This window comes from Anaerolineae bacterium (assembly GCA_013178165.1).
GTDB lineage: Bacteria > Chloroflexota > Anaerolineae > Aggregatilineales > Ch27 > Ch27.
The window spans coordinates 46,467-66,106 of record JABLXG010000023.1 but is presented as its reverse complement, the minus strand read 5'-3'; the positions used below and the strand labels follow the sequence as shown (position 1 = coordinate 66,106).

Here is a 19,640-nt window from a genome sequence, read left to right as displayed (position 1 = left end):
ACAGGGGATGCCCGATGATCCTCCGCAAGTATCCTTATCTACTGCCGGGAATGCTGGTGCTGACCGCGGCGCTGGTTTCCGGCAGTCTGCTGTTCGGGCCGACAGGCGCGCTACCGATTGCCGCCCAGGGCCGCCAGCCCATCCCGACACTCTCGCCGACGCCAGTGCCTTCACCGACGCTGACTCCCACGCCCAACCCAACCGCCACTGCCGCCGCCGCGCATTTCACCATTCAGCAGGCGGAGATGATCTCACACTATCCGGCGGGCGTGGAATATGTGTTCCGGGCCAAGAGCAATGCCGGGGCCATTGAGCGCGTTCAGGTGATCACCTGGGAAGGGGATGGGGCGACCAGCAGCAGCCCGCTGAGCTGGGATGCAGAGCGCGGGGCGTTTGTATACTTTGATCGCCTGTTCAGCCCACCCTGGCTGCCATTGAACTTCCGCTTCCGCGCCGTGGATAGCGCCGGCAACATGATCCAGACTGCCGCCATGACGGCTGAGTATGCTGACCTGACCCGCAAGTGGATCCGCCGGGAAAACGATGAGATCGTGGTGCTGATGTTTGGAGCGCGTCAATCGCTGGCCGATGATCTATTCGCCAGCGCTACGGAGGCCATGCGACGGCTGGAGGATGCCTTCGGGTTCGGGCTGGACTTCCGCCCCTACGTGGTGGTAATGCCCGACCGGGCCAGCTTTGAGGAATGGCAGGAGTATCCTGAGCCGTTTCTGGCCGGCCTGACACTCAGCGAACGGGGTTATACCATCCAGACCCTGCAGTGGGGGGAAGATGACCTGATCTATACCACCGTGCCCCACGAATTGACCCACATCTTCCAGGGCTTCATCAGCAAGGCGCGGGACATCCCGGCCTGGTTTACCGAGGGCCACGCTTCGTACTTTGAGACGGTGAAGGACTACGACTACGAGCAGCGGGTGCGCGATGTGGCCGCCTACCCGTCGTTCCCCACGCTGCAGGCTGATATTTCCACGGAGTTCCCCGGCCCGGACGGACGCGGTCGCTGGGTCTATGACCTGGGCTATTCGTTCATCAACTACTGGATCAGCACTTACGGGATGGAATCGCACCGCATTTTCTGGCAGGCGCAGCGCACCATGCGCTTCAAAGATGCGCTGGCCGCCGCGACCGGGGTCAGCTTTCAGCAACTGGAGGATGAGTGGCGGGCTTACATCGGCGCGCCCGGCCCGGCCCCAACCCTGATCCCGACGCCCACGCTGCCGCCATTCCCCACCGCGCCAAGCATGCCCAACGCGGGGAGCAGCTGAGCATCACAGCGCGGCTCAGGTCCGGCGCTGGACAACTAACTGGCGGGCCTCCTCCAGTGTTTCGGCCACGAGCAGTCGCCTGGACAGCCGGGTGAACATCCGGCGGGCCACGCGGACGACGGCGCTGATGCGCGGGTCGCGGGTGACGAGCACAATCGGGCCTTGATTGCCTTCGGGACACAAGGCCAGCAAGCGATGAATGTGCCCCATGTCGTCCAGCCGGAAGCGTGGCGCGCCCTGGCGCAGGTCAATGATCACATCCACCAGGCGATTGGCGCTCGCCTCCATGGCGATCACGTCCAGCGCGGCCTGGCGCAGGGCCATCCAGTCCCACTCGCGGTCACAACTCATCACCACACATCCCGCAACCTGATCATCCCAGCAAACGGTGATTCCCATGTCTTGTCCGGCGTATCGCCGCGTAGAATTCCCAGCCAGCTGATCACAACAGCAAAATGATGGCCGGCAATTGTACCGCGAAGCGTAAAGAAAAGAACAGTTATTCGTATTCTTTCACGCAAAATGTTACCGAGGGGGTATGGTTCACTCAAAAGATAATGTTACCGAGGGAACCATGTCCAGCGACGAACAGATGACCATTGATGAACGACGCAAGTACCTGCGAACGATCAGAAACGCTACCGGCAGGCAGACCGGGGTACCAAGGGCCGGTTATTGGATGAGATGGAAGCGGTCACGGGGCTGCACCGCAAGGCGCTGATCCGGCTGATGGGGAGCGACTTGAAGCGGCAACCGCGGCGGCGCGAGCGCGGGGCGACCTACGGGGCGGCCGTCAAGCAAGCGTTGGGGGTGATTGCGGAAAGTCTGGACTGGGTGTGTGCGGAGCGACTGCAACCGAACCTGGGGTGGGTGGCTGAGCAGCTAGAGCGACACGGTGAGCTGAGGTTGACGGCGCCCGTGCGGGAGCAGTTGGGACGGATCAGTGTGTCGAGTGTGCGGCGCTTGCTGGCCGACCAACGCCGTGACCGCCCGCGCCTGCCGCGGGGTGGACCAGAACGAGCAAACACACTGAGGCGCACTATTCCTGCCGGGCGGATTGCCTGGCAGGAAACACAGCCCGGTCACTTTGAAGTGGACCTGGTGCATCACTGTGGGGTGTCTGCTTCCGGGCACTATGTGCATACCCTGCAGATGGTGGATGTGGCCACGGGCTGGAGCGAGCGGGTGGCGGTGTTGGGCCGCAGCTTTCTGGTGATGCAAGACGCCTTCCGCCGCATCCTGGCCCGCCTGCCTTTCCCGGTTCGCCAAATACATCCCGATAACGGCAGCGAATTCTTCAACCAGCACCTGCTGCGCTTCTGGCAAACGACGGTGGTCGGCGTGCACCTATCGCGCAGCCGGGCCTGGCAGAAAAACGACAATCGCTTCGTCGAACAGAAAAACGATACGCTTGTGCGTGCTTATCTGGGCTACGACCGTCTCGACACCGTCGCCCAGACCAACCTGCTCAACCACATCTATGACGCCATGTGGCTCTATTACAACTTCTTCCAGCCCGTGCTCCGCCTAACCGAGAAAACCTATCTGTCCGCCAGCACCGACCAGCCCGCTCAGCTCACCCGTCGCTTTGACCGTGCCCAGACCCCCTTCGACCGCGTGTGCGCCGCGGGTGCCCTTACGCCTACCCAGCAGAACCAACTCCAAGCGCTTCGCCAGGCGACTAATCCCCGTCGTCTACGCCAGCGCATCTATGACCTACTCGACCAACTCTTTGCCTTGCCGCTGGCGGCTCCCGGCGATACCCAGAACGTCTACTTGACCCTTTTCGCTCCCCAACACTCCCAGAAAGGAGAGGACAGCCCGGTAACATTATCAAATGAACGAACCGTCTCCGCTCGGTAACATTATCTTTTGATTTGACAGGGTTATTTGATCTTGAATCTCTTTTCCGTTTATTGATACCGTCATGGCTGACGGTTAGCAGGTAAAGCCGGTCAATGGTCAGACCGGGCCAGGCGCAAGGATGCAAGCAGGGAGTGGGCAGTAGAACAGGCCTCCCGGTCTCCATGCTCTTGCCTTCTGCCCCTTGCCACCGGCCTTCTATCCCGGCATAATGGCCCTGCCGCGCCTGCCCTGTGACCGCGTCCGCCGCTAGAAATGATGCCATCATGACTTCCCCCGTTGACTACCTGGTGCTGGGCCATGTCGCTCACGACCGCACGCCAGCCGGTCCACAGCTGGGCGGCACAGTCGCCTATTCATCGGTAGTGGCGCGGGCGATGGGCCTGCGCGTTGGCATTGTGACCAGCGCCCACCCCGCCGATCCCGTCCTGGCTGGCCTGCACGGCCTGGATGGACTGGATGTGCACCTGATCCCGGCGGAAAGCTCCACCATTTTTGTCAACACGTATACTGAAGCCGGGCGTGTACAGGTGGTGGAAGGCCATGCGCGGACGCTGGGCCTGGCCGATGTACCGGAGAGCTGGCGACGCGCCCCGATCGTCCACCTCGGCCCGATCACACCCAGCCTGGACGCCACGATTCGCCCGGAGAACTTCCCCGCTTCACTGGTGGGCATCACGCCGCAGGGTTATATGCGCACCTGGGATGAGGCCGGACATGTATCGCCGGTGCCATGGGCGCAGGCGGCGGCCATGCTGCCCCATGCCGTGACCGTCCTCAGCGACGAAGACCTGGGCCATTCCGAGGCGCTGGAACAGGAATATGCGGCCCTGGCGCGGGCGTTGGTGGTGACGCGCAATTACAATGGCGCGTCGCTCTACCTGGGCGGTGTGCGCCGTGACTATGCCGCGCCGCAGATCGCCCGGCTATGCCATCCGACCGGTGCGGGCGATGTCTTTGCTGCGGCGTTGTTCGTCACCCTGCTGCGCCACCCCGGCAACTGGGATCGGGCGATGATCGTAGCGGTTAACGTGGCCAGTTCGTTTGTGGAACATTGCGGCGACCCCGGCGCACCATCGCTGGAAAGCATGCGCCGCGTGCTGGAGGCCCCGCGCCTGCGGGCTTTGCTCTAGCGCGTACGATCGTTGTTCCGCCCCGGCAACAGGGCTACCGCTGGCACGCCCAGCAGGGCCAGGGCCGCGCTGATTATAAACGCGGTCGGCATCCCCAACCCGTCCGCCAGCAATCCCAGCACAATCACCGCCCCGGAACGGATGGTGAAACTGAGGGCCATATAGATGCCGTTGGCCAGGGCGCGATTCTCCGGGTAGCTCTCCTGCACCAGAGCCATGATCACCGGCGTTATCGCCAGTGTGAAGAAGCCCATCAGGATCAGCAGCGGCAGGCGGGCCATCCCCTCCACCGTCAGGAAGATCAGCAACAGCAGCGGCGCAACCAGCATCGCCCCGGCCAGCGATGGCCGACGTCCGATCCGGTCGCTGATCGAGCCACCCAGTAAGGCCCCGGCTACGCCCGCCGCCTGCAGGATGGCCAGCGCTACCCCGGCTAGCTGCAGACTATCGCCTTCTTCCGTCAGGAAGGTGGGCAGGTAGGTAGTCAGCGCTACATTTAGCAACATCGGCAGGGCCAGAATCAGCGAGAGGGGAAGCAGGAACGGCCCCATGCTCCGCAGGGCCGTCCGCACCGGCAGGGGCTGTTCCAGGCGGACGGCAACCGTCGGCTCCGGCCCGCGCCGCAGGACCAGGTATAGCAACCCTGAGGCCAGCAGGCCGAAGATCATCAACCAGGAAGCGTTCAGGATGCTACCTTCCCCGATGGCGCTGACGATCAGCAGCGGCCCGACCGTCCGCCCCAGTTCCCCGCCAACCATCCACAGACTCATGCCGCGCCCCAGCGCCGCCCCGGAGTGCCGCCCGACCATGACCGGCCCCACGCTGTGCAGCCCGGCAGAGACCAGGCCGGTCAGAGTCAGCAGGACGGCCAGCATCACGTAGCTGGAGATCACCCCCAGCAGGCTCATCAGGATGCCCGCCGCCGCCGGGGCCAGTATGACGATGGCGCGCAGGGCATAGCGATCAGCCAGATGGCCAATCGCTGGCTGCAGCAGCGAGGGGAACTGCATGAAGACGGTCAGCGTCCCGGCCTGGGTCTTGGAGAGCGCCAGCACCGCGATGAAGTGCGGCAGCAGCGGCGCCAGGAAGGCCGTATACATGTCGTGCACCGCATGGGCGGCGGCGGTGACCAGCACGCGCCCAGCCTGAAAGCGCCCATCCCCCACAGCAGGGACCGGGGCAGCGGCGGAATGCAGGGCGGTCCGGCTGGCAGGAGGCATGAGGGTGATCATCCTTGCTGGCGACAGGCGGCGCATGGCCACCTACTATACCCTGACCCCGCCATGCCGGGTGCAGGCAAAACCGGAAGGCATGCGACCACTGGCAGGAGCAAAGAGGCCAGGAGGCCGCTCCGCTGGCGCCGACTGCCTGCTCCCCATCCCTGTACCGGGATCGTGGCCAGTTGAGGGGTGTGGCGGTCTGCCGGTATAATAGCCTGCCAATGAGCATGTTCACAGCGCAGGCGACTCTTCTTCACGATCGATACCGACCCGGTCAGCTGCTTGAGCACGGGCCGATGGGTGATGTCTTCCTGGCGGAAGATCTGAAAACTGGTTACCTGGTGGTCATCCGCACCCTGGCCCCTAACCTGGCGCTGAACGCTGACGTTCTGGCCGCGTTTGAGGGCGACGCGGCCAAGTTGCGTTCCCTGAACCTGCCGACCATTGCCGCATACGAAGACATTTTCTTTCACCACAACAGCCTGCACATGGTGCGGCCTTACCTGCCCGGCCCACCGCTGGACAGGTACCTGGCAGAACATGGGCCGTTACCCCCGGCGCAGTGGCGCCGGTGGGCGCTTTCCCTGGCCCGTACGCTGGCCGCCGCCCATGTCGAAGGGGTCATTCATGGCGATCTACGGCCCGCCAATATCTATGTTGTGCCCAAGCGCGCCCTGCCCGCGCTGGCTGCCGCCCATCCCCATCATGGCGGCCAGCCGCCCGGCGCAGAAGAGGACACCCGACCCATTGCTGACCGTCATGTCCCGACCCGCCCTGCTCCGAGCAGCGAGGAGCATCCTGCCGATACGCCTGGCGACTTCCGGCTGGTCATCACCAATTTCTCGTCCTACCGGCTGCTGGAAAACCGGCGGCTGGTGACGACCAGCGCCCGGTTGCGGGTCTCCAGCTACACCAGCCCGCAGCGCTGGCAGGGCCAGCCCACCACCATGTCCGATGACATCTGGAATCTGGGTGTGCTGCTGTTCCAGATGGCCAGCGGGCGGCTACCCTTTGAAGGCAACAATGACGCCGACATCATGAACCGCGTGCTCCACCAGGCGACGCCTAACCTGCGCGGGCGCGTGCCGCGCGGCCTGGTGGCGATCATCGAGCGCCTGCTGGAAAAAGACCCCTGGCGTCGTTACCGCAGCCTGGGCGCGGTGATCTCCGACCTGGAACGCGGGACGGTGCGCTGGCCGGGGCGGCGCTCCGGGCTGATGCCGCGCCGGCGCAGCCCGCTGCTTTCCTGGGGGCTATTCCTGCTCTTTGTGGTGTTACTGCTGGCCATTCCGGCGGGCGGTGGGGTAGCCCTGGTGACCGGTTACCAGCCCACCCCTACGCCGATCCGGATCGCGGGGGTACTTGTCTTCTCCACACCAACGCCCACCCCGACCCCGATCATCCTGCCTTTCCAGCCGGGCGGGCCGCCAACGGCCACCCTGACGCCCAGCGCCACCTGGACGCCGCTGGTGATCACCAATACACCCCTGCCCACCTTCACACCTTCCGACACGCCAACGGCGACTTTCACGCCTTCGATCACGCCATCGCCGACGGTCACGCCCAGCGCCACGGCCACCGCTACCGCCACGGCCACGGAGACGCCCACGCTCTCGCCGACGCCTACACCGCCGCCGACGGCAACCGCCACGCCCACCGCGACTGACACGCCCACCGCCACCGCCACCGCCACGTGGACACCTTCGCCGACTCTTTCCCCCACGCCCACAGCGACGGCCACCAGCACGCCCAATGCGACAGCCACCGCCAACCTGGAGGCGTTCCTGACCCGCGCCGCTATCATCGCGGCGACCCAGACGGCACTGGAGACCCGCCTGGCCCCCACACCAACGCCCGATCTGGCCGCCACCAGCGCCGCCCTGACGCCAGTCGCTGCTGTCCTCCGCCAGCTTCACCCGGCCCGCACCGCTTCCAGCGCCCTGCCGCAGTGCTTTGCCGGGGAGCAACTGGTCTTCTTCAGCGATTTCACCACTCTCAGCGGTCTGCCGGGGACACTGCCCGGCGGCTTCCTCAACGAGCAGATTGGCCGGGACGCCGCCCTGCACCTGACGCAGACCGGCACCTGGGCCATCCCCATCCCGGCAGGATACGCCCGCGTTCGTTTCGACATGCTGGTCCCGCGCGCCGTCACCCCGCCCCTGACGCTCAGCTTCGTGCCGGCGGGAACGGCGGCCAACCGTATCGGCTGGCGGCTAACCTGGGCACTGGGTAATGCAGAGACAAATACCGGCCTGCTGCTGGAAAAAGTGCGCGGCGGCCAGCCGGAGACGGTATCTTCACTGGTGTCGGTGCCCTTTGACGAATGGGTAACGGTAGACATGGGCTTCCAGCCGCTGGTGGAAGGACGCAGCGTCTTCCAGCTTAACGTCTACACCGCAGCGGGATCGCGGGCCGCGCTGCTGGTAATTGACAATGACGAACTGGCGCCATTCAGCGCCCTGGCCATCAACGCCACCATTGACAGCGCGCCCTGGCTGGATAACCTGCAGATCTGCGCCCGGCCTGGCCTCTGGCCGCCAGCGTCGTCCGGCTCATGAGTGCACCCTTTGTTTACGACGATGATGCGGATTCGCGGGAGGAAGCGGCGCTGTTCCTGAAGCGCCCGCTGGAAGCGGCAGGACACCGATGATCGGGAGAACGCTCAACGAACGCTATACGCTGATCCAGTCGCTAGGCCGTGGTGGCATGGGCGAGGTCTTCCTGGCCGTCGATAGCTGGCAGTACAACCGGCGCGTGGCGATCAAGGCGCTCGATCCCCGCCTGGCCCGCGATAAAGCTTACCTCAACCGCTTCCGGCTGGAAGCCGGCATCCTGCGCCGGCTCAATCATCCCAACATCATCGAATACATCGAAGACTTCAGCTTTGAGGGCCAGCACTTTATCGTCATGGAGCATGTCGAGGGTGGCAACCTGCTGGACTTCCTGGCCGCCTCCGGCCCGCTGAATGAGGAAACCTTCCGCCGGATTGTCCTGGCCGTCACCGACGCGCTGACCCGCGCCCATGACAACGGGATCATCCACCGCGACCTCAAGCCGGAGAATATCCTGCTCACCCCGGAAGGCGTGCCCAAACTTTCCGACTTCGGCGTGGCCTGGCTGCTGGAGCAGCCGGAAAACCCGGACACGCCCTATCACGGCGGCAGCCCTTACTACATGAGTCCCCAGCGGTGGGCCGGCGCACCCGCCCGCCAGACCGACGACATCTGGAGCCTGGGCGTGGTGATGTTCGAGATGCTGGCCGGGCAATTGCCTTTCTATGGGCGCACTGAGATGGCGACCATGCACGCCATCTGGAATGATCCCACGCCTGACCTGCGCGAGATCCGCCCTGACCTGCCGCCCGGTTACGCCGCCATCATCGAACGCTGCCTGGAAAAGCTGCCGGCGCGGCGCTACAACCTGATGCGCCGGGTCGCCGCCGACCTGGAAGCCGGTCAACCGGCGGACGGGGTGACCAAAAGGCGGGATGGCCGCTTCCCGGCCTATCATCGCTGGCGGCGGCGGTTGCTGGCCCTGGCGGCGATTGTGGCCGTTGTGCTGATCGGCGCGGGCGGGCTGTGGCTCTCCCGCCGAGGGGCTGAGTCGACCCCGACAGCTGCAGCATTCGCCGCCACGCGGACACCCCCGCCAACCTTCACGCCGCTGATCGTCACCGCCACGCCGTTCGGCGGCGCGGTAGCAGTGCCAGCCACACCGCGCCCGACCCTGACGCCATTCATCGTCACGGCCACGCCAGAACCGACGCTCACGCCCAGCCCGTCGCCAACACCGACCGCTTCGCCGACGCCGACGCTTTCCGCCACGCCAACTGAGACGCCGACGCCTTCCGCCACGTCATCCCCGACAGCGACGGCGACACCCACCATCACGCCCACAGCCACGCCAACGGCGACGCCCAGCGCCACGCCGACCGCTTCCGCCACGCCGACCGCAACAGTGACGCCGACGGCCACGCCCACGATCACTAACACGCCACGCCCAACCCTGACGCCATCCGATACGCCCACCAGCACGCCGGACGTGCCCGCCACGCAGCAGGCCATCGTGCTGGCGACTCTGGCCCGTCTTTCCACCGAAACGGCGCCAACAGCCACGATCATCCCATCCCCCATCCCGACGGTCACCCCTTCGCCGGTCCCGGTGGACTGGCCGGAAAGTGTCCGCGTGCTGGATGATTTCAGCGGCGGGGCGGGACGCTGGGAGTTGCCAGCCGGCTGGCGGCTGGACATGGCCGAGGGCAACATGGTTCTGTGGGCGGGGGTGGTGGGCAGCGGTCGCCGCCTGGACGCCGCTGACTGGGGCCGGCACTTCTCAGTTCAATTCAGTTTTCTGCTGGGCCAGGGCGGCGCGTTCAGCTTTGACCTGTTCGGCGACCTGACCCGCTGCCAGAGCCTGCAGGCCAGTGTCAACGAGGGCGGCATCACCATCCTCTACAACAACCAGCCGCCGGTCGGCGGAACCTGCCAGCGGCAGAATACCCTGCTGGGAGAATTCAACCAGCCGATCAGCGGCTTTGTCTGGCACACTCTGCGTCTGGAAGGGCGCGACCGCCTGGCGATCGTGCATCTCGATGGCGTGCGGCTGGGCGTGGTGGCCAACCCGTTGCCCGAATCGATCGGCCCATCCGGTCTCCTGACGGTGGCGGAGGGATCGGCCCTGCCCATCCTGTTTGACGATTTCGTGGTCAATCTGCTTAGCCCGCGCGACGACATCGATCTGGTCTGGCGGCTAGGCGACGCTTACTGCCTGCAGGACTTTGCCACCGGCGAGGAAGGCGTGGCCCTGGAGGCAGCCATCGACGGCACCTATGTCGACGCGATCTGGGCGGTTGGCCCCGCCGATGTGGCGGAGCAATCGTACATGCTTTCTCCACACCGGGAGACAGGGATGCCCGCCCGCCATTTTGTCTATCACGGTTACGGGCGCTCGCTCCTGCCGGGCAACTACACCATGATCCCGCTGCACAATGGCGTAGAGGTAACCGGTCGCCGCCTGAGCATAGCGCATCGCGGCCAGTACCGGCTGACCGGCGCGCCGCGCGGTGTGACCGCCACACTGACCGAACAGGGTATCCTGCTGACCTGGGAACCTGCGCCGTCGGTCGAGGGCGGTTTCAACCCTGGCGGCGCTTACCTGATCCGCATCCATAGCGCCCTCAGCAGCGCCATTGACCGGATGTTCAACCCGCTTTATGAGGATCGCGGTGCGGCCAGCGTGCCCCGCTATGTGATCCCCTGGGGACGTCTGTACCGCCCGCCGGACGCCCGCGGCCTGAGCCTGGAAGAGCTGCCCGATGGCGACTACCTGATCGAGGTCTGGGCGGTCAGCGCACGGCCTTCCACCGGCGACGAATGCCGCGCCATTGACTCGTCGGAAGTGCTGGGCCTGCGCATCCGCGAGGGGCAGGTGTGGATCACCATGCGCAGCGGTCAGATCGTTGGCCGCCTGGGGCAGGCCGCGCCCTGATTGCCCGCCCCGTGGAGGCTTCCATGAGCACCCTGGAAACCGATCTGGAGCGCATCGCCGCCCTGGCCGCCGCCCGGCGGGATGAATTCGAGGTGCTACGCTACACGCTGGAACTGCTGGAAGATGAACTGCCCGATCCGGCGCTGGACGCCCTGGTGGAAGCAGTGGCCGCGCCGATCGTCGCCGCCATCGACTGCACGCAGTGCGCCCACTGCTGCCGGACGCTGGATGTCTACCTGACTCCGGCAGATGCTGCGCGGCTGGCCGAAGGATTGGGCCTCCCGGTTGAGGAAGTCATCGCCCGGCACATCGACCGCGATACAGCGGCGGTAGACGAATGGGGCAAACTCAACTGCCACCCCTGTGCCTTTCTGGATGGCCGGCTGTGCCGGGTTTACGCCTGGCGCCCGGAATCCTGCCGTACCTATCCGGCGTTCACCCCTGACTTCCGCTGGACACTGGCCGATACACTGGCGGGGGCGGGCAGCTGCCCGATCATCTATCATGTACTGGATGCGCTCAGCCGTCGCTTCAATGGCGACCTGTTAGGGCAATCGCATGTGAAACTCTAATGTAGGACAATGGCAGCCAAACGACAAGGAGGCTGCCATGCTACCCGAAACGAGCTTGCTCGCATACTTTGCAGACCTGGAAGACCCGCGCAATGACCATAATGCACACATCCGCTGATGAATATCATTGTCATCGCCATCCTGGGGGTGATTTGTGGAGCCGACAACTGGGTAGACATCGAACGGTACGGCAAGGCGAAGCAGGGGTGGCTGGCAAGCTTCCTGGACTTGAGCCATGGGATACCGTCGCATGACACCTTTGGCCGAGTGTTTCGCTGGCTAGACCCGGAAGCGTTTCAAGCCCGGTTCATCACCTGGACACAAAGCCTGTGCCAACACACGCAAGGTCAGTTAGTCAGTGTGGATGGCAAGAAGCTACGGCGGTCGCATGACCGGCCCCATGGCCGAGAGGGCATTTGGATGGTGAATGCCTGGGCAACAGCGAACCGACTGGTGCTGGGACAGCGGCAGGTGGAGGACAAAAGCAATGAAATCACCGCCATACCGCCGTTGTTAGAGGCCCTGGACATAACCGGGTGTGTGGTGACGATTGACGCCATGGGCACACAAAGTGCGATTGCCGAGGCTATCGTGGCGGCAGATGCCGACTACATCCTGGCGGTCAAAGAGAACCAGGGCACACTCTACGAAGACCTGGAGATGTTATTTGAGGGTTTTGAAGACACCGAATATGCCGATGCGCTCTACGATGACTACAAACAGGTCACCGAAGGGCATGGCCGCCGTGAAATCCGGCACTGTTGGGTCGTGGCCCACCCCGATTACTGGGCCTACCTGCGCCGTGCGTCCACCTGGCCACGCCTAACCAGCCTGGTCAAACTGATAACCGTGCGCACCATCGGTACCAGGACGGAAATCACAACCCGCTACTTCATCAGTAGTTGGCGGGCTTCCGCCCGGCAGTTCTTGCAGCGCATCCAGGCCCATTGGCAGATTGAAAACGGCCTCCACTGGGTGCTGGACATCGCTTTCCGTGAAGATGAAGCCCGCCTTCGCAAAGACCATGCCCCCCAGAACATGGCCGTGCTCCGCCACATGGCAACCACCTGCTCAAACAGGATAAATCCGTCAAAGTGGGTATCGCGGCCAAACGCAAGATGGCCGGCTGGGACAATGACTATCTATTCCGCGTGCTATGCCCAGATTAGAGAAGCACATGCGATTGCCCTAGCGACCTGTTCGGTGTATAATGAGAGTGATCGGGTGTCTGTCATCCCCGCTTCATCGCCTTACCCCCTGACACTGCCGCGCCGCCTTCCCCGGCGGCTCTCCCGTCCGAAGCAGTCCGTTCGGGAGGCAGATCATGAGCAAGCGCCTTGTACCGATCCTCGTCTGCGACGGCTGCGGCACCGAGATCACAGTCGATTTCTACATCACCCGCCAGCCCGGCAATCAGAAAGTCATCCAGCGAGACCGCCATGCCTTGCCGGAGCGTCATTTTTGCTGCGCTGCCTGTGAAGGCTGGTGGGATGCCCAGTTCCCGCCCCAGGGTCCCTGGGGACCGGCCTGGGATGAGCGCGACTGGTGGTGCGAGCATGTCGGCCCCTGCGCGGAGCGCGCCCGTGTGCGCACCGTCCACAAGGAAGAGCCGCTCGTCGACCTGGAGTTCCACGACCGCGATCCGGAGCCGATTGGCTGAGGCGGCCCTTCCCAGCCAGGGAACAAAGAAATGAACAGCGGAGGCGTCCGGGTGGAGCGCCTCCGCTGGCGATGCTGTTTCGAGCTGGCGATCAGCGGGCGTAATCCGTTGAGCGCGTTTCCCGGATGACCTGCACTTTGATCTGGCCGGGGTATTGCATCGTCTCTTCGATCTTGCGGGCGATATCGCGGGCCAGCCGCAGCGCAGCCAGGTCGTCGATCTCTTCCGGGCGGACGATGATCCGCACCTCACGCCCGGCCTGCAGGGCGTAGCATTGCTCCACACCGGGGAAGGCCGCCGCCAGGTCCTCCAGCGCCTTGACGCGCTTGATGTACGATTCCAGGCTCTCCCGCCGGGCGCCGGGCCGGGCGCCGCTGATAGCATCGGCGGCCTCCACGATCACGGCTTCCACGCACGTCTGCTCTTCCTCATGGTGGTGGGAAGCAATGCAATTGACCACCTTCTCCGGCACTTTATAGCGGCGGGCCAGTTCCGCACCCAGCGCGGCGTGCGTGCCTTCCATGTCATGGTCAACGGCCTTGCCGATGTCATGCAGCAGGCCGCCCATCTTGGCAACGGTGACATCGGCGCCCAGTTCGGCAGCGATGATCCCGGCGATATGGGCGGTTTCGATGGCATGGGCGTGCTGGTTCTGGCCGTAGCTGGTGCGGAACTTGAGCTGGCCGACCAGCTTGATCAACTCCGGGTGCAGGCCGGGCAGGCCGACTTCGTAGACGGCGCGCTCGCCCTCTTCCTGGATCACCCGCTCGACTTCCTTGCGCGAATCTTCCACCAGTTTTTCGATCCGGGCCGGGTGGATGCGACCATCTACAACCAGCTTGGCCAACGCCCGCTTGGCGACCTCGCGCCGCACAGGGTTAAAGCTGCTGATGGTGACTGCTTCCGGCGTGTCATCGACGACAACATCGACGCCAGTAGCCTGCTCAAAGGCGCGGATGTTGCGCCCGTTGCGTCCGATGATGCGGCCCTTCATCTCATCGGAGGGCAGGACCACCACGCTGACCGCGGTTTCGGAGACATGCTCAGAGGCAATGCGCTGGATGGCCAGCGAGATGATGTCGCGGGCGCGGTCATCGGCGGTAGCTTTTAGCTCGGCCTCGACCTCGCGGATGCGGCGGGCCATATCCTGGCGGGCTTCCTGTTCGACTGCGTTGAGCAAATGCTCGCGCGCTTCTTCGACAGTCATCTGCGCCACGCGCTGCAGTTCGTCCAGATGCTGCTGGTGCAGGGCTTCGATCTCGGCAGCCCGCTTATCGATCTTGCTCTGACGTTTATTCAGGGCCTGCTCGCGCTGGTCCAGGCGCTCGATGCGCTGATCCAGGTCTTCACGGCGCTTTTGCAGGCGGTCTTCTTCCCGTTCCAGTTCGCGCCGGCGACGCTCGACAAGCTTGCTGGCCTCCCGTTCCACTTCCAGCGCGTTGCTTTTGGCCTGGTCTTCGATCTCAAGGGCGCGGGCTTCGGCCTCCGCGATCAGGCGGGCGGCTTCTTCTTCCGCCGCCAGCCGTCGCTTGTTGGAGCGGCTGTTGGCGTAGTACCACACCGCCCCGCCCCCGATGATCAGGCCTACCACAGCGGCCACGATCACGGCGAATACTTCCATGCTGTTTACTCCTGCCATTCGTCATCATCAATCCGGTCGTCAGCGGGCAACTCAAGCTCCGCCAGCAGGCGATCAAGCACTTCCCGGCAGGTTTCGGTCGGGAAGCCACGGCGGGCCAGGTAGGCGTACAGCTTTTGCCGGAAGACCTGGCGGTTCAGGCTTGTCCAGCGGGCCGCCTGCGCCCTGGCCGCCCGGTAAGCGGCCTCAGCGAAGTCGACTTCGCCGAGCACCTGAGTGATGATCGAGCCTGAGATGCCCTTTTGCTTAAGCTCCTGCCGCAATGCCAGGGGGCCACGTGGGCGGAATTCGTCACGGTTCTGCACCCAGTAGCGGGCGAAAGCCAGGTCGTCCAAGTAACCCAGGCGTTCAAGCTCGGCGATGACCTGATCGATCACCGGTGGTTCGACGCCTTTTTCCTGCAGGTTGCGGCGCACCTCGCTGATGGAGCGAGGGCGGTAAGAGAGGAAGCGCACGGCCCGATCCAGCGCGGTAGCGACTGCGTCACGCGCTTTCAGTTCGGCGATCTCCGCTTCGGTCAGCACCTGGCCACGTCGCAGGCGGGCCGCTTCTACCAGTGGCAGCGCAAAAGCGTATTCGCCGTCAAGGTAGACATTCACCCGCTCCTTGTTGCGGGCCTGGACTTCCAGGGCGGTGATCTGGCCGGGCACGGGCTGCCCTCCTCAAAAAACACAAAAGCCGTGGCGGGTTCGCCACGGCAAAGCTTGGCGGCCAGTGTATACAACCGGCGCAGCGACAGAACAACGGACTCAGGCGCGGAAAACGATCAATTCTTCAGGTCAAGATTCCCTGAAGAACCTGTTGATTCCAGATCGACGACTGATCCCCGCAGGCGATCGGAAAACAACCTTCGGGGCCAAGGTTTTTCGTCAATCGGGTCAGTAAACCGAATGGCGGGTTTTCACCCATCTATCCATCTCCCCGGAATGGGGTTGTGATCTTCGGCTGTCCAGGGCCGCACCGGCCCGCTACCTGTCACGTCCGCCTGGACGTTCCCGGCCCTTGTGTCGGGTCGGGAACCCCGCGGCAGAACCCGGATGCCACTGCCTGACTTTTTTGTCTTTAGCCGGGTTCCGCCCGTCAATCCTGAACGGCGGAGTCAATTGACCAGACTGGTATGTTCTATCGGATGCAAGCTTTGCGCGTGGCGGAAAACCACGCTCATGACACAAATTCTTAACATCTATTATTATGCGCTGTTGCATCCGATTATGCAAGAAAGAGACCGGGAGAACAGGAGGCCAGGTCGGGAGACCGGGAAATTACCGGGAGATATGGCGGTACTGCGCCCGAAGATTAACAGGGTGCGCGGGCGCCCCGCCACCGCTGTACCCCGCTGCTTGTTCCAGCGTAGCAGTTTACAGCGACGACAGCATGTGCAGGGGCCAGGAGGCCGGGAGCAACATCTGCGCTTCTCCCGGTCTCCTGGTCCCTTTCCTACCAGTCCGGCTCCAGCCCGCCGGAAGCTAGCAATGTCTCCCCGGAGCCATCGCGCCAGGCGCGGTAGACCGCCCATGAACCGCCGTTGTCACGGTAGTACACCACCCAGTTAGCGTCCCCCGACCAGGCTGGCCAGCGGTTAGGCGGGCTGTTCACCAGGCGGGCCTGGCCGGAGCCATCACCATTCATCACGAAGATGTCAAAGCTCCCGCCATCGCGGTTCGAAGCAAAGACAATCCGCCCGTTAGCGCCCCAGTCGGGTTCAACGTTGGCGCCGCTGGAAGTCAGCTGCTGCTCCCCGCCGCCGTCGCTGGCCCGGATCGAGTAGATCTGGGTGCTGCCGCCGCCGTCGCGCTGGAAGGCGATGCGCTGCCCGTCCGGCGAATAGGTCGGGTGCTGGTCGCTGACGAAATTGCTGGTGAGGCGGGTGGGGGATGCGCCGCTGGCCTGCATCCGCCAGATTTCGGCACTGTCGTTGCGGTCAGAGACAAAGGCGATGAAGTTGCCGTCCGGCGACCAGGCCGGCTGACTATCAGTAGCCGGGTCAGCAGTCAGAGCGGTCACGCCGGAGCCATCCACGTTCATCACGTAGATGTTGGCGTTGCCATCGCGGTTGGACATAAAGGCGATCCGCGAGCCATCCGGCGAGAGGGCTGGCTGGCGCTCATCCGACGCTGGCGCGTTGGAGACGTTGGTGATGCCGGATCCGTCAGCATTCATGGTGTAGATTTCCCAGTTCCCGCTGCTGTTGGAGGCAAAGACGATCTTGCCACCTGGCGGGGGCGGGGTGACATTGAGCGTGATCGTGCCCTGCGCATAGGCCGGGCTGCTGTCCGTCACGCTCCAGACAAACTGGGTTGTGCCGGTAAAGCCCGCCGGTGGGGTGTAGTAGAACTTGAACGGGTCAATGCCGTCGGGCGTCAGCGTGCCCTGCGCTGGCGAGGTGACGATGGTCACCGTGGTATACGGCGGCACGCCATTGCGGGCCTGCAGCGTGATCGGGAAGTTGACCGCATCCAGCGGGACGCTGATCGTCTGACTGACCGCCTCCAGCGGGTTAGAGCCGACGGTCACGCGCACAATGCCCACATCGGACTGCCCGCTGCTGTCACTGGCCAGGTACGTAAAGGTGTCATTGCCCAGGAAGCCCGCATTGGGCCGGTACTCGACAGTCTGGGCGTCCAGCACGATCAGCCGCCCGTTGGCAGGGTTGCTGTTGATCAGGAAGCGGTAAGGCGGCGTGCCATTCACGGCAGCAAAGGTAACCCGGATGGGCGTCTGGTAAGGCGTGGTCAGGTCAAAGTCGGCGGCGCGGAAGGCCAGCGGATTGCCCCCGCCGCCAAAGACGGCCAGCGCGGTAGCCGTCAGAGCGTTGGTGGCAGCAGCGGCGGCGGTAGCGTTCAGCGCGTCAACATCGCATTCGGCGATGGTGATCTGCTGCGGGTCGGTGGTGACCCATTTGCCCCAGTTATCGGCCATCGACAGCCAGTAGGCCACCTGCCCCGGCTGGTCAAAGGGACCCAGTTCGGCGGTGTACAGGTTGCCTTCCTGGTTGACCATCAGGATGACCTGCCCCGGCTGGGTGTTGTAGACGTAGTTCAGGCGCAGCGTGTACAGCCCCACGCTGGATTCGATGTTGGCCGTGATCGTGGTTGTGGTAGGCAGGCAACGCGGATCGCGCGGTGTGACCAGGCCCGGCACATCCGGCGCCACCGCCACCACCACCGGGGCGGGCTGATCCTGGGTCGGGGTGAAGGTCGGCGGCGGGGAGGGCGTGAACGTGTTAGTGGGGGTTGGCGTGTTGGAAGGCGTGTAGGTCAGGCTGGGCGTATAGGTGATTGACGGCGTGTAGGTGGCGATAATGATATAGGGCGTCCAGGTAGAAGACGGCGTCAGAGTCAGGCTGGGGGTTAGCGTGACAGTTGGCGTCACGACCGGCGTGACGGTCGGCGGCACAGGCGTGTCCGTCTGGGTAGCGGTGGGCAAAACAGCCACACGCGGAATCTCCGGGGTAGGCGTGGGCTGGCAGGCTGCCAGCGTCAGCAGCACACCGAGCAGCGCCAGAACCGCCCTGCGCATCTGCACCTGACTCATGGGTCAACCCTTCCCTGCCAGTGGTTAGCCACCAAAACTAACGCCATGATACCACAACTGCCCGTCGCCGATGGCTAGGAAAGGGTGGCTATCAGTCGCCCGCCATACTGGCTGGCTGGCTCACGCTCAGGCGGTAAGCGCCCTGCCCGGCAGCCAGGTAGGCGCGCACGCGCAGGGTGTACGTCCCGGCGGCAGGCAGGCGCAGGACCGGCAGGCGGCTACCTCCGCCCCCGCCGCCATCATCATCGCGGGCCAGCAGGACGCCGTCCGGACCGATCACGTCCAGCAGCGTGTCCAGCGCCCCATCGATCCCTTCAAGCCGTACATCAAGCTGCAGCGGCCTATCCACCGTCAGCGTCCAGAGGTGCATCGTCCCGGCGGGCAGCAGACCGTTGACCACCTCACCGGGGGCGATTGCCCCGATCTGGCTGACCGGCGGCAGCACCTCCAGCACCGGCGCGGGAGTCGGGGAGGATGCAGCAGGGAGGGGAGCCGGAGTGTGCACCCCTTCCATCAGATGCAGGGTATACGGCCCGGTCGAGGTATGGCCCCAGGCACGAGCAACGATTACGTATGGGCCGGCGGACGGCAGGACGAAGCCGCTGATCAGGCTGTTACGCCCGCCGCCTTCATCGTCGCTCGTTGCCAGCAAGGAACCATCCGCCGCCAGTAGCTCCAGCAGCGGGTCGAGGCCCGAACCCGGCGCAGCATCCAGGCCGATGCTGATGACCTGCCCGGCGACGCCCTCAAACAACCAGCGGTCGACCTGCCCGAGGGCGCGAATCTCCCCTGTTGCCGTCTCTCCAAGCGCGATCGGCGTGCTTTCGGCCAGCATCCCGGCGCGGCGGCTGGAGACCTCCAGCGTGTACGCGCCGCCGCCCCGCCGGCCATAAGAACGGGCCACCAGCGTGTAGACGCCGGGCGCGGTCAGCGGCACGTCGACCAGGGCTGCGTCGCGCTGACCGGGGGCTGCGTCATCGCTGAAGGCGATCAGCGTACCTGCCGGGTCATACAGGACAAGAACCGGATCAAGCGCCGGGTCAGTCGTGGTCATGGCGGCGCTCACCCGATCCTGGCCTTCGCTGCGGAAGGTGTAGGTATGGATCGCGCCTGGCGGCAGGATGGCTTCGATCGGCTGGCCAAAGGTCAGGGGGTCGCCCTGGGCCTGCACAGGCTCGACCGGGGCACCGGTAGTCACAAGAGTGAGCAGACAGATGAGGCTCAGGCGTCGGATCATCGTCATCCC

The 19,640-nt window shown here is 64.5% G+C and carries 12 protein-coding genes and 2 pseudogenes; 8 read left to right on the top strand and 6 right to left on the bottom strand.

Annotation, left to right across the window (positions count from 1 at the left end; genetic code table 11):
* Positions 1-14 precede the first annotated feature (14 nt).
* Entirely contained in the window at positions 15-1,286 is a 1,272-nt protein-coding gene (locus tag HPY64_13105) for a hypothetical protein (GenBank protein NPV68074.1), read from the top strand.
* A gap of 15 nt (positions 1,287-1,301) precedes the next feature.
* On the opposite strand, the gene HPY64_13100 is transcribed toward HPY64_13105, so the two are convergent.
* Positions 1,302-1,685 (bottom strand): hypothetical protein, encoded by a 384-nt coding sequence (locus HPY64_13100; protein ID NPV68073.1) that lies wholly within the window; start codon positions 1,683-1,685, stop codon positions 1,302-1,304.
* Positions 1,686-1,860: 175 nt separating this feature from the next.
* Here HPY64_13100 and HPY64_13095 point away from each other — a divergent pair.
* Together HPY64_13095 and HPY64_13090 are read left to right on the top strand one after the other, a co-directional pair.
* A pseudogene (locus tag HPY64_13095) lies at positions 1,861-3,149 on the top strand (DDE-type integrase/transposase/recombinase).
* A 266-nt stretch (positions 3,150-3,415) separates the two neighbouring features.
* On the top strand, positions 3,416-4,282 hold the full coding sequence (locus tag HPY64_13090; protein NPV68072.1) for a hypothetical protein: 867 nt from the start codon (positions 3,416-3,418) through the stop codon (positions 4,280-4,282).
* Here the strand turns inward: HPY64_13090 and HPY64_13085 are convergent.
* On the bottom strand, positions 4,279-5,502 hold the full coding sequence (locus tag HPY64_13085) for an MFS transporter (GenBank protein ID NPV68071.1): 1,224 nt from the start codon (positions 5,500-5,502) through the stop codon (positions 4,279-4,281). The two genes, HPY64_13090 and HPY64_13085, sit on opposite strands and share 4 nt — an antisense overlap.
* Positions 5,503-5,723: 221 nt before the next feature.
* On the opposite strand from HPY64_13085, the gene HPY64_13080 reads away from it, so the two are divergent.
* From HPY64_13080 to HPY64_13060, 5 genes and pseudogenes are all read left to right on the top strand, one after another.
* On the top strand, positions 5,724-8,060 hold the full coding sequence (locus HPY64_13080; GenBank protein ID NPV68070.1) for a serine/threonine protein kinase: 2,337 nt from the start codon (positions 5,724-5,726) through the stop codon (positions 8,058-8,060).
* An 88-nt stretch (positions 8,061-8,148) separates the two neighbouring features.
* A complete protein-coding gene (locus HPY64_13075; GenBank protein ID NPV68069.1) occupies positions 8,149-10,989 on the top strand; it encodes a serine/threonine protein kinase in 2,841 nt (946 codons plus the stop codon).
* Between the two features lie 23 nt (positions 10,990-11,012).
* Complete coding sequence (locus tag HPY64_13070; GenBank protein ID NPV68068.1) at positions 11,013-11,561, top strand: YkgJ family cysteine cluster protein; 549 nt, start codon at positions 11,013-11,015, stop codon at positions 11,559-11,561.
* A gap of 37 nt (positions 11,562-11,598) precedes the next feature.
* Positions 11,599-12,730 (top strand): annotated as a pseudogene (locus HPY64_13065) (ISAs1 family transposase).
* 155 nt (positions 12,731-12,885) lie between these two features.
* Positions 12,886-13,221 (top strand): hypothetical protein, encoded by a 336-nt coding sequence (locus tag HPY64_13060; protein ID NPV68067.1) that lies wholly within the window; start codon positions 12,886-12,888, stop codon positions 13,219-13,221.
* A 91-nt stretch (positions 13,222-13,312) separates the two neighbouring features.
* On the opposite strand, the gene rny is transcribed toward HPY64_13060, so the two are convergent.
* From rny to HPY64_13040, 4 genes are all read right to left on the bottom strand, one after another.
* Positions 13,313-14,842 carry a ribonuclease Y gene (gene rny / locus HPY64_13055; protein NPV68066.1) on the bottom strand — a complete coding sequence of 510 codons (1,530 nt, stop codon included), beginning with the start codon at positions 14,840-14,842 and terminating at the stop codon, positions 13,313-13,315.
* A gap of 5 nt (positions 14,843-14,847) precedes the next feature.
* The gene (locus HPY64_13050) at positions 14,848-15,510 is read right to left on the bottom strand and encodes a RecX family transcriptional regulator (GenBank protein NPV68065.1); all 663 of its coding nucleotides are present in this window, start codon (positions 15,508-15,510) and stop codon (positions 14,848-14,850) included.
* 787 nt (positions 15,511-16,297) lie between these two features.
* The gene (locus HPY64_13045) at positions 16,298-18,394 is read right to left on the bottom strand and encodes a DUF5050 domain-containing protein (protein NPV68064.1); all 2,097 of its coding nucleotides are present in this window, start codon (positions 18,392-18,394) and stop codon (positions 16,298-16,300) included.
* Between the two features lie 91 nt (positions 18,395-18,485).
* The gene (locus HPY64_13040; protein NPV68063.1) at positions 18,486-19,631 is read right to left on the bottom strand and encodes a hypothetical protein; all 1,146 of its coding nucleotides are present in this window, start codon (positions 19,629-19,631) and stop codon (positions 18,486-18,488) included.
* Between the last annotated feature and the right edge of the window lie 9 nt (positions 19,632-19,640).